Annotated in this window: 10 protein-coding genes; 8 read left to right on the forward strand and 2 right to left on the reverse strand. The window is 35.6% G+C overall.

From position 1 onward, the window contains the following. The first annotated feature begins 376 nt into the window (after positions 1 to 376). The 4 genes from HGC4_RS07095 to HGC4_RS07110 are packed head-to-tail and all read left to right on the forward strand — an operon-like array spanning position 377 to position 5,992. On the forward strand, positions 377 to 3,937 hold the full coding sequence (locus tag HGC4_RS07095) for a T9SS type A sorting domain-containing protein (RefSeq protein WP_050709431.1): 3,561 nt from the start codon (positions 377 to 379) through the stop codon (positions 3,935 to 3,937). Positions 3,938 to 3,966: 29 nt separating this feature from the next. Next, positions 3,967 to 4,242 carry a hypothetical protein gene (locus HGC4_RS07100; RefSeq protein ID WP_050709432.1) on the forward strand — a complete coding sequence of 92 codons (276 nt, stop codon included), beginning with the start codon at positions 3,967 to 3,969 and terminating at the stop codon, positions 4,240 to 4,242. Between the two features lie 25 nt (positions 4,243 to 4,267). Beyond that, a complete protein-coding gene (locus HGC4_RS07105; protein ID WP_157258172.1) occupies positions 4,268 to 4,825 on the forward strand; it encodes a hypothetical protein in 558 nt (185 codons plus the stop codon). Between the two features lie 24 nt (positions 4,826 to 4,849). After that, the gene (locus HGC4_RS07110; protein WP_050709434.1) at positions 4,850 to 5,992 is read left to right on the forward strand and encodes a fimbrial protein; all 1,143 of its coding nucleotides are present in this window, start codon (positions 4,850 to 4,852) and stop codon (positions 5,990 to 5,992) included. Positions 5,993 to 6,171: 179 nt separating this feature from the next. Here HGC4_RS07110 and HGC4_RS07115 read toward each other — a convergent pair whose 3' ends face one another. Beyond that, on the reverse strand, positions 6,172 to 7,362 hold the full coding sequence (locus tag HGC4_RS07115; protein ID WP_050709435.1) for a M20 metallopeptidase family protein: 1,191 nt from the start codon (positions 7,360 to 7,362) through the stop codon (positions 6,172 to 6,174). Between the two features lie 224 nt (positions 7,363 to 7,586). Here HGC4_RS07115 and HGC4_RS07120 point away from each other — a divergent pair, with 224 nt between their 5' ends. Genes HGC4_RS07120 through HGC4_RS07130 form a run of 3 tightly spaced genes read left to right on the forward strand, consistent with a single transcriptional unit; the run spans position 7,587 to position 9,909 of the window. Continuing rightward, complete coding sequence (locus HGC4_RS07120) at positions 7,587 to 8,762, forward strand: MFS transporter (RefSeq protein ID WP_050709436.1); 1,176 nt, start codon at positions 7,587 to 7,589, stop codon at positions 8,760 to 8,762. A gap of 57 nt (positions 8,763 to 8,819) precedes the next feature. Next, positions 8,820 to 9,428, forward strand: a complete 609-nt coding sequence (yihA, locus tag HGC4_RS07125) for a ribosome biogenesis GTP-binding protein YihA/YsxC (protein WP_050709437.1) — start codon at positions 8,820 to 8,822, stop codon at positions 9,426 to 9,428. 7 nt (positions 9,429 to 9,435) lie between these two features. Beyond that, complete coding sequence (locus tag HGC4_RS07130) at positions 9,436 to 9,909, forward strand: nucleoside deaminase (protein WP_050709438.1); 474 nt, start codon at positions 9,436 to 9,438, stop codon at positions 9,907 to 9,909. A gap of 130 nt (positions 9,910 to 10,039) precedes the next feature. Here HGC4_RS07130 and HGC4_RS18835 read toward each other — a convergent pair whose 3' ends face one another. After that, complete coding sequence (locus HGC4_RS18835) at positions 10,040 to 10,390, reverse strand: hypothetical protein (RefSeq protein WP_185099956.1); 351 nt, start codon at positions 10,388 to 10,390, stop codon at positions 10,040 to 10,042. 19 nt (positions 10,391 to 10,409) lie between these two features. On the opposite strand from HGC4_RS18835, the gene HGC4_RS07135 reads away from it, so the two are divergent. Continuing rightward, positions 10,410 to 11,367 (forward strand): phosphoethanolamine transferase (locus HGC4_RS07135; protein WP_185099957.1); only part of this gene is annotated, 958 nt, incomplete at its 3' end.

Here is an 11,367-nt window from a genome sequence, read left to right on the forward strand (position 1 = left end):
AATGTTTTCGTTGTGAAATTGTAGGCAGAGATGCTAAAATATTGGTGAAAAGAATATAAGGAATTAAATTGACATATAGATAATAATCAGAATTTTAAATTATGCTACTTGAATCAAAGGATCGCTTGAATTAGACCCCGAAAAAATGTGTGTTAAGTAATGGAATATCAGTGTTAATTAATTAACGTTGACCGCTTCCTCTGTGTCGTACTGAGCCGAATATAAGGTAGTTTGCCTCCTTGTATGGTTCTGGTAGAGAGAAACTCTTGTGTTAACCGCTAAAATTAACGGTTATAAACAAAGTAGAACTTAATAACTGCTAAAATTATAGCAGGTCATATCTTGCAGTAAACGAAACAAACAAATCTAATTTTTTATGGAAATAGAGAGGACTACTAAAGTTGTTGTTAACAAATGCTCTTTTTTCGCTTTTTTCTTTACAATCTTTACATTTATCTCTTCTGCCCAAGTTTATGGACCGGAGAAAGTACTACAAGGAAATTTTGGAACCATTGATTCTAGAGGAAAAAATGGAGATAATGGGGTAGGAGAAAATATCTACCCACTGTTAGATGCTTCGAAATTCAGCATCTATTATCAACCTGCACATACTGTGTTTTCTAATAATGTTTTAAAAGAAGTTCCTATTAATCCTAACATGACTGTAGGTAAACCGTTGACTGAGGTGAGCGGAGCTAAAACTTCTTATAAATGGGGAATGACAGAGACTTGGTACTCTGGTGTAGCCAATAATTTACCCGACAAATCTAATAAAAACTCATGGCAAGTAGCACCTCATGCTCCTAACAACGGCTACTATATTATAGCTACTTCTACTAGTGGTATGTATCATTTGCCTTCATTAAACGATAAACCTTGGCCTATAACCCTATACGACAGGTATGAAACTGATCTGCAAAATCCACGTAACTATTTTATGGTTGTAAATGCAGATGAGGACTCGAAGAAAATTTTTTATAGCCAAGAAATTCAGGTAGAATCGGGTCAGGCATATCGTATGTCATTAGACTTAGCACAACTAAATAATACGGGGGCTGCTCCTTCTGTAGCATTTGTTATAGATAGCGATGCTACTAAGCTTAGTACTGTAAAAGCCACAAAAACTGTAACGATGTCAAAAATTGGAGTTTGGGAAAATACCTACTTTGATTATGTTGTTCCTTGTGGTGTTAAGAAGATATATATTGCTTTTCGAAATAATGTAAGTGGAGGTGTTGGTAATGATCTAGCTTTAGATAATTTGAGTATGAAAGCTATTATTCCTCAAATTAAAACCACAGTGAGTGATTGTACTAAAGGAACTTATACGTTGTCAGTTTCTGCTCCTGAAGCTTTTCCCTCTGCATCTTATGTTTTTCAGTGGCAGGTGAAAAATGGCAATACTTTTAAAGATGTATCGGGTGCTACGCAGAGTACTTATACCGCTAGTGCAGCGGGATTGTATAGACTATCGGTATATACCAAAACTACTAGCGAATGTCGCATGTACTCTAATGAGATAACATTAACAAAATTAGATAAATGTTTAGTAGTAGTAAATCCGATTGCAAAAGATGATGTTTATACTACACCACCAGCTACCGATCTTACAGGGAATGTTTTAACTAACGATGCTCCTGGCAATGCAGGGGATGCACTTACGGTAGTTGAATACGAGGTTAATGGTACTAAATATGCTACAGGAACAACGTCTAAAATCTATAAAGACAATGTCTTGGTGGGAACTATTACTCTTAATCAGGATGGAACTTTTCTTTTCCGCTCTGTTCCCGATTTAAATATGCCATTTACGATTCCTGATATTACTTATGTTATTGCTGAGTATTCAGCAGGTCAGGCTTCTGCAAAAATAAAAATAACAGTTAAAGAGAAAATCGTTCCTGTTATTACCGCAAAATACGATGCTTCTTGTACTTTATGTTCTATCAAAGTATCGTTGTCGGGAACAGGTATGTCAGAAGGGACAAATTACTCATTGTACAGAGGTACAGTGAAGAAGGGAGCTTTTGATGCTAAATATAATCTGGAATTTGTAGAAACTATTTCAGGAACTTTCGATTATACGATTAAAGATGAGGCAGGTAATGTTGTAAAAACATTAAGTATGACTGTGCACCCTGCTGCTGCCACATGGAAAAAGACTTCATCATCATCTCAGTGGAGTGATTCTGCAAATTGGGAATCTGTAACAGGAACGGGGGCTCCTATTTGGTGTACAGATGTTACTATATCTGAAGGTGCGGCTACTTATCCGACTTTGGTTGTCGGAGATGCTTGCAGAGATATAACATTCAAGAATGGTGCAAGTGTAGGACAAATACAACAACTACTATATAGAAAGGCTTTTGTGGAGATGAATGTGGAGCGCAACAGATGGTATATGTTATCTGATCCCTTACGATATATGTATTCTGCCGATTATCATGGGGATATGACGTGGACAAATGCAGAATCTCCTAAAATATTTATGATGTATTTTAATGTTGCCAGCAGTAGAAATCCTGATGGACGGACGGGGTATGTTGTGGGAGATTTTTCTACGCCTTTTGCAAAGCTTGAGGAAAGTTTACGCACAGGTAAAGGTTTTGCTCTTTGGGTAAATGGAAAAGCAAATGGTTTAAACTATAATGATACAAGTTTTCCTACGGGAACACCTTATAAATTTCCTCGCAGATTAGCTAATGGCAACGATGTTTCTTACAGCTATCATGATAAAGCTACAGGGGCTTGGTTGACACCTGTTGAAAATCTGGATAGAGGAGATGTGGCTAGCATACCAAATGATGCAGAGTGGATTGTAAGTCATGATAAACTTTCTGCTCAGCAAAAAAATAATAGATACAGATTTCTTTTTGAAGAGTCGTTTTCTAATGGTGCTTCAACAGTAGCTGTGGCGGCAGGGACTACTAATATTATAGGTAATCCATTTATGTCGCATATCGACTTTACGAAGTTTGCACAAGATAATGTGAATAATATTTATGGCTATTACAGAATTTGGGATGGAAGCAAATTTTATGCCTATATAACTGCTGGTGCTACTGAAATGTGGAGCGGATTGGGTGGTCTTACTACTGGACCTTCAACCGAAAGTTTATCGCAATTTATCCCTCCAATGCAATCGTTTTTTGTAGAAACTAAACCGGGAAAGAACTCGGTGGTTTTTAAGCCTCAAAATATATCTGTGGCACAAGCAGGGAACAATGTAGAATTGAGATCGCAAAGTGAGACCGTGAGCGATGTTATTTATATAGGCTTAACAATGAATAAGATTCAGAGCCAGACAATATTGGCTGCCCGCAAAGGCGCCTCGTTGAAGTATGCCGCAGGAGAGGATATTAAGAAATTATTTTCACCCGGAACAGATGTTCCTGAGATATATACCATAGGTAGCGAAACCGAAGCTTTAGAACTTAATCTTATAGGTAATGACGATAAAAGTGTGATTGTACCTATTGGTATTCGTACCGCTAAAACCGGAGCTGCAACAATAACAGTCAAAGGAATAGAAGCTTTTACAGCATATTCCGATATAGTATTAATAGATAAACAATTAAAAAAAGAGTATGATTTACGAAAAACATCATCTGTATCCTTCGACAAAGCATCAACTAAAAATCTTGAAGATCGCTTTACTATTGAATTAAGACCTAGATCTACAACAGGTATAGAGGAAGAGGGAGCCTCTGAGGATAATGAAATCAGTATAACCCAGACAAATGGTATCCAGATTCAGTCTGTTAATTCTGAATTGGAGCAAGTAGAGTTATTTGATACTATGGGACGTATGGTATTTAAGAAAGATAAGATCCACGATAATACATATTTAATTAATGAGGGAACGGTAGGCAAAGGTTTCTATTTGCTGAAAGCTAAGACAACGACAGCTTCGAAGTCTTTCAAGTTAATCCTTTAAAAAAAGTAAATAATTAAATAATAAAAATCATGGCTATATCTGATAATACAATTAGTTTGAATCCCAATGTATCTTCAGAGACAGCAACACCTTTTAATGACAGGTTGCCATCTACGGAAACAATGAATCAAATACAAGAGGAAACAAATTCTTCAACCCCTATAACTTATGCAGGTTACAATCCTAATGATGATATTGATGCCCCTGAATTGGGTGCGGTTGATTCTCCGATAGGTGAAGGATGGCTTCCATTGATTGTATTTGTTGCATTATATATTGTGCGGATAATTTATAAAGAAAGATGAATTGGTTTCATCTAAGTAATATCTAATGAAAAAAATAAGCGTGTTATTCTCGTTCATGTTAATTACTCTATTTAGTGTTGCACAGCAACTACCCAGTGAGATTTATTATGAACAGGAAATAAGCCAGAAATACACACGATATGATCATGGAAATGGATATACAAATCCCAATAATCCCAATAATGATTATACAACTAATGAAATGTATGTTCAACGAATTGAATCCTATTTTGAGGTAGAAACAGGATATATGGATAATCCTTATTGGACAGGTACTTGGTCAAGCTTTTCTTATCTTATTGAAATGTTTAATCATTTACCAAACTATAATACTTTCAAAAGTTATATGTTCTCTGATTATTTCAATAATTTCTGGTCTAACATCAATAAGGATAAAAGTAATCAAAGCGAAAGGGATCGATTTTATAAGGAGCTTAGAATGAGTACGGCCGACCCGAGGTCAGTCGATTCTCCAGCGGAACATTCTTTAATCGTGATTTCACTAATTTGTATGCTATATTTTATTTCAAAAAGAGCATATACTATTCGAAAAGAAAAACAACAACTAAAAGGTTTTGTGTAAGCAAAAAAACAAATTTAAATAAAAATGAAATTAAGAAACTTATTCCTATTAGGAAGTATTGCTTTGATGACAATGTCTTGCGACAAAGCAGAAGATAGTGTAGAGCCTAGCCCAATGATATCAGTAAAGTCGGCTAGTATTAGTTTGCAAATAGCAGGAACAGAAGGTTTAGGTACAAGATCTTCCGGAAATCCTGTTCAAGAAGAAAAAGTGCTTAAACTGGATGCGTTTGTTTTTAATGCGGATGGTTCACTTGAAGCGTACAAAACAGTAACAAGCACAGTTAATACTATCACTAAAGTAGATAATATAGCTGTAACCAATGGTGCGAAAAAAGTTTTTGTATTGGCTAATTATGCAGGTGATGCTTCTTTAATTAAAACATTAGAAGATTTGAAGAAGGTTTCGGCAGATTTGAAAAATGAAAAAGACAATGGACGTTTAACTATGTCTACAGATTTAGCAGATGTGACTATTCTTCCCGGAAAAAATTATATTGGATACTCGTCAAGTGTTACAGATGGTACATCTCTTGCACCTCACACTTACTCATTAGTAAGATTGGTTTCGCGTGTGAAGATAGAAGATATGCAATGGCAAAGTAGTGAATATAGCTTTGAAGATCAAACAGCGTTTGTTTTGAATGCAGCAAAAAACTCATTCCTAGTTTCTTCATCATCAGTGGCTGCTCCTTCGGCTTATTATGAAGGTCTTGCCGGATCAGGAGATCTGTTCCCATCTGCAAGTACTGTTTTGACCGGGGCCGATAACTTTTTGACAACAGTTGCGAGCAATAATAATACATATTTTTATTTGTATGAAAATCAACCGGTAAATGATGTAATGAATTATCCTACAATTTTGGTAATACGTGCAAAAGTAAAACAAAATAATGTGTATGTAAGTAACATTCCCGGACGTGTGGATGCTAATGGATATACTTATTTCCCTGTCATTATCAATAAAGGAGGAGTATCTTCTACAGTTTCAGGTGCAACAGATGGCCATACTTATATTAAGAGAAATAATACTTATAATATAAAGACTGTAGTAAAGGGGCTTGGAACAAGTAATCCATTTAGTTCGGCAGCGCCATCATCATTAAGTGCTCAGGTGAATGTAGCTACATGGGCTCTTAATATTTCGCAAACAGATATTTTTGAATAAAGTTGTGTTTTAATAAATAGAGGTGTTCAAAGATTGGGTTATATCCTGTCATTTAAATAAAAGATGTATTTAATAAGTTAAACAGTATTGACGACGGCAGGTATAACCTAATCGAAAAGATTATCTCCCTACTTCTAAACCTAAAACAGCTCGGGTTAAGAAGGGGGAGATTTTTTTTATTAGAGTTGACAATATTTTAGAGCTAAGTAAGCTATAGTACCTACCGATGTTTTTAGAGCCTCCTCATCAATAAGAAAGGTTGAAGTGTGTAAGCCTGTACATTTTTGGTTGCCGATAACACCATATCTATAGAATGTAGTAGGGTATAGTTGTGAGAAAAAGCCAAAGTCTTCGGCAGTCATTCTCTTGGGCAATCCTTTTACTTTATCTTCTCCTAGATATTCAACGGCAAAAGCTTTTGCCATTCGTGTAACTTCCTCATCATTGTAGGTGCAAGGATATCCATCATATACTTCTATATTGCATTCACAGCCATATGCTTTGGCTGTATGAATGGCAATGTCTTTTATAATTGGCTTTAATTTCTTTCTCTCCTCTTCATCCATGCAGCGAAGCGATCCGGCAAGAGTTACTGTGTTGGGTATGACATTTGTTGCTCCGTCTGCAATAAATTTCCCAAAAGACAATACGCATGGTTTGAATGGATTGGAGCGTCTGCTTACTATTTGTTGCATGGCTACAACTAATTGAGATGCAGCCAGTACTGTGTCGTTAAGATCTTGGGGTATAGCTCCATGTCCGCCATTGCCCGTTATTTGTATGTGTACCTCGTCCGCCGAAGCCATTACTGTACCGGGTTCAAAACCTACCGTTCCTACTGGATAATCGATATACGCATGCTGACCAATAATAATATCAGGCTTATAGGTGTCGAATATTCCATCTTTCAGCATAAGACTAGCCCCTCCCGGATGTTTTTCTTCTCCCGGTTGAAAGATAAAAAGAATTGTTCCTGCAAACTCCTCCTTCATTTCATTGATGATTTTTACTGCACCGAGTAAACTTGCTGTGTGAGTGTCGTGTCCACAAGCATGCATAACACCTTCGTTCTTCGATTTAAACTCGATGTCATTTTCCTCCGTTATGGGCAATGCATCCATGTCGGCACGCAATGCTATTGTTTTGGATGAGGGTTTAGCACCTTTTACGCAAGCCAAAATTCCGAATCCTCCAATCTTATTTCGATATTCAACTCCCCATTCTTGTAATTGCTTCTCAATATATAATGAGGTGTTCTCTTCCTCAAAAGATAGTTCAGGATGTTCGTGTAAATGTTTATAATGAGCGACTGTATTATCGTGATATTTTTTGACTTTCTCAGTAACGATGTCAACCAAATTTTTAGACATAACTTTTTTATTTAAATGTTTCAAATCCAAAGGAAACGCTTCAGATTGTTTGTTGATCTGTTCTTTATAGATTACGTAGACTGATTTATTAGTTTTGAAAAAATACAGCTTAACTAATTATAGTAAGTCTACGAGCTTAAAATTACTAAATATATTAGCTTCTAAGTTTCATATCGACCAAAAGTTATTCTAATTTTGCAATACAAACATCGAATCTATTAAATATGCCACAATATGAATACGTGCTGAAAACCTCAAAACGGCGCGCACGTTTAGCTATTTTATCTTTTTATTTTATACAAGGGCTTGGTTTTGCCAGTTGGGCAAGCCGTATCCCTGATATTAAAACATCACTCTCTATGAGTGAAGCAGCTCTAGGCACTGTTTTGTTTGCTCCCGCTTTAGGTCAATTGGCAGCTATGCCTGTATCGGGTACTTGGATAGCTAAGTATGGAAGCATACGTATGCTGGCTATTTCTATGATACTTTATTGCTGTGTTTTAGTAACATTAGGGCTTGCAACCAATGCTATAATGCTTTTTGTTAGTTTGTTCTTCTTCGGATTATGTTCTAACTTTTTGAATATTGGAGTTAATACACAAGGTTTACGAATGGAAGAAATCTATGGTAGGCCCATAATGTCCTCTTTTCATGGAGGATGGAGTTTTGCTTGCGCCCTCAGTTCTGTTTTTGCGCTTTCTATTGCACCATTTAAAATCGAACCTTATATTCATTTTACTGTAATTGCAATATTAATGCTTGGTTTAATGGCTTTCAGATTGAAGGACTTGATTCCTGATCCACCCAAAGTTGATAAAGGACAAAAGGAAACAATTTTTAAAAAACCAGAATTATTATTGGTACAATTGGGATTGATAGGATTCTTCGGGATGTGTTCGGAAGGAGCTATGTTCGATTGGAGTGGGGTTTATTTTAAAGAAGTTGTGCATGCTCCCGAAATGATTACCGTTATGGGCTTTACAATTGTTATGACTACGATGGCTATAGGGCGATTTCTTACCGATAAACTATCTGTGAGAATTGGGAAGAAAAGAGTCTTGCAGTTGGGAGGATTATTGATCTTTACAGGGCTGATGATTTCTGTGATTTTCCCTTATTTGATTCCCGCAGCTATTGGATTTATGATTGTTGGGTTTGGTATTTCTAGCATTGTACCTACAATATATAGCATAGCCGGACGAAATACAAAAGGGTCGCCTAGTATTGCTCTGACTATCGTTTCTAGTGTAAGCTTCTTTGGTTTCTTACTCGGGCCTCCTATCATCGGATATATAGCAGAACTAACCAATTTAAGATATTCGTATGCAGTAGTTTCTATGTTTGGTTTAAGTATTACGCTTCTGGTAAGTTTAATCAAGTCATTGAAACATGTTAGGTAAAATCTTGTGATATAGGCTCAAGTATTGTACATTTGCAATATACTCAAAAAGTAAAAGATGATTATAAAAGACGCTAAATTCGTAATAAGCAATACCGATTATAAATTGTGTCCTACAGATGGCAAGCCTGAATATGCATTTATAGGTAGGTCTAATGTAGGGAAATCTTCTCTTATAAATATGGTTACTAACCATAAAGGTTTGGCAATGACATCGTCAAAACCAGGTAAGACTCAATTGATAAACCATTTTATAATAAATGACGAATGGTATCTTGTCGATCTCCCCGGGTATGGTTATGCCCAAAGAGGAAAAGAGGGTAGGGAAACTATTCGTATAATAATAGAGGACTATATTCTTAATAGAGAAGATCTTACTAATCTATTTCTATTATTAGACTGTCGACATGAGCCCCAATTAATTGATATGGAGTTTATGGAATGGCTTGGCGAAAATGAAATTCCGTTTGCCATAATCTTCACTAAAATAGATAAACTAAGTAAGTCGAGGGTTAAAGAAAACCTTGCAAAGTATACTGACAAATTACAGGAAACTTGGGATGAGTTGCCTCCTATATTTATAACTTCGTCAGAACATCGTATCGGTGGGGACGAAATATTGGACTATATAGAGAAGATAAATAAAGAGTTAAAACATAAAAAGTGATTTGACAATGAATTCGGAACAATCAGAATATATGCACAAAGCCATTGGATTGGCTGAAAATAGTGTGAAAAACGGAGGTGGGCCCTTTGGAGCCGTAATTGTAAAAGATGGTAAAATTGTAGCAGAAGGTTCCAACTGTGTAACTTTAGATAATGATCCTACAGCTCATGCAGAGGTAACTACTATCCGCAAGGCTTGTAAAGAACTAAATACATTCGATTTGAATGGTTGCGAAATATATACTTCGTGCGAACCTTGTCCTATGTGCCTTTCAGCAATATATTGGGCGCGTATAGATCGTATATATTACGGCTGTTGCAAAGAAGATGCGAAGAAGATAGGTTTTGATGATTCATTTATATACGAACAAATCGAGTTGAAACCAGAATTGAGAAGTATTCCTTCCTCTCAAATATTGCATAAAGAAGCTTTATCTGCTTTTAGAATGTGGGAGGAGAAAGATGATAAGATTGAATATTGAAAGTATCGCTTTGTAGTATAAAAGTAAGTAGAGTATTGCAAGAATATAAATTTTCAATTCTTTGTTTTCTCTATCTTACTTTATTGGCCTTTTATTTAAGAACTGCATTTATTGGTTGGGATCCTTCATCTCAGCCATTTAGTTTATCTGTTTGTTCAACTAGTTTGATATATGCTATGTTGAATGCAATTGTTGTAATATCTCTTCTGAATTTAATATCCCATATCCATAAAGTTGGTATTGTATTCGTTATATTGTTGATAATTCTTCTAACAATAGAAGCGACTTTAGCGATTACTTTCTCGACCCAAATAACTATGGGGTTGTTTGCTTCTATTATGGAAACGAACCGAAATGAAGCTTTGGGAGCAATACGAATGTATTCTTTTATCTCGATACCTTTATTAGTTATTACGAGTGTTGTGATATGGCTGGCGTATAAAGAACTAAAACCAAAGAAGGCGTATGTTCTTATTTCCACGATATTAATTCTTGCAAGTTTGAGTATAGGCTATGGCACAGGCTATGTATTGATGGATAAATCTCAAAAAGCAAAGGTCATAAGTGAATTGAAAATTTCTTATCCTATGCATTTTCAGTCTTTATTGGGAATCCGTTTCCCTTTACTAACAAATATGGGATTTGCTTCAATAGCTTATTATCAGGAGATGTCGAAGTTTAGAGCCGATTTAGATAAACCCAAGAGTATGCCAATGGGGGTAGATTTATTGGTCTCGTCGAAGACTCCTAATACCCTATTTGTAGTTATAGGCGAAAGTTCTTTGCAAACACATTATAGTTTGTATGGTTATGATCTATTTACAACTCCTTTTCTGGATAGCCTAAAAAATGACAATCTGTTGTACTATTATAATGCTGTTTCTCCGGCATCAATAACCCGAGATGCTTTGTCTATGTCTCTAAGTTTTGCAACACCATTAGATAGAACTCCTTTTGCAGATAATAAGAATATAGTTGCTTTAGCAAATGATGCTGGATATGAATCTTATTGGATATCTAATCAGAATAAAATAGGTATGCACGATAGTTATGTCGGGCTAATAGCATCTTATGCTAAAACGTCTGTTTTCTATAATTTCTTAAAGGATGATCTGGAACTGATTGGTACAGTTAAGAGTTTTTATAATCCGAAAGTCAAACAGGTTTTCTTTATTCATCTAAAAGGCAGTCATCTTGAATATACCGATAAATACGATAATGAAGATTCTGCTGCATTGGCTGGTAACGGAAATGAAACGATAGAATATGATCGCAGTATTCATCATACAGATCGAGTTCTAAAATCTTTATATAATAATATTGTGATGGAAGAGGGCAGCAGTGTCTCTTCTCTTATTTATTATTTCTCTGATCATGGAGAAATAATAAATAAAGGACATGGATTTTTAGATAATAACATGGATCAATTTTTAGTTCCTTTTTTAGCAATACCTTATA

Source organism: Dysgonomonas sp. HGC4 (assembly GCF_001261715.1).
Taxonomy (GTDB): domain Bacteria; phylum Bacteroidota; class Bacteroidia; order Bacteroidales; family Dysgonomonadaceae; genus Dysgonomonas_A.

What these genes read in the sequence shown, in the direction of transcription:
- HGC4_RS07095 (WP_050709431.1), top strand. Translation starts at nt 377, where the DNA reads ATGGAAATAGAGAGGACTACTAAAGTTGTTGTTAACAAATGCTCTTTT.
- HGC4_RS07100 (WP_050709432.1), top strand. Translation starts at nt 3,967, where the DNA reads ATGGCTATATCTGATAATACAATTAGTTTGAATCCCAATGTATCTTCA.
- HGC4_RS07105 (WP_157258172.1), top strand. Translation starts at nt 4,268, where the DNA reads ATGAAAAAAATAAGCGTGTTATTCTCGTTCATGTTAATTACTCTATTT.
- HGC4_RS07110 (WP_050709434.1), top strand. Translation starts at nt 4,850, where the DNA reads ATGAAATTAAGAAACTTATTCCTATTAGGAAGTATTGCTTTGATGACA.
- HGC4_RS07115 (WP_050709435.1), bottom strand. Translation starts at nt 7,362, where the DNA reads ATGTCTAAAAATTTGGTTGACATCGTTACTGAGAAAGTCAAAAAATAT.
- HGC4_RS07120 (WP_050709436.1), top strand. Translation starts at nt 7,587, where the DNA reads ATGCCACAATATGAATACGTGCTGAAAACCTCAAAACGGCGCGCACGT.
- yihA (WP_050709437.1), top strand. Translation starts at nt 8,820, where the DNA reads ATGATTATAAAAGACGCTAAATTCGTAATAAGCAATACCGATTATAAA.
- HGC4_RS07130 (WP_050709438.1), top strand. Translation starts at nt 9,436, where the DNA reads ATGAATTCGGAACAATCAGAATATATGCACAAAGCCATTGGATTGGCT.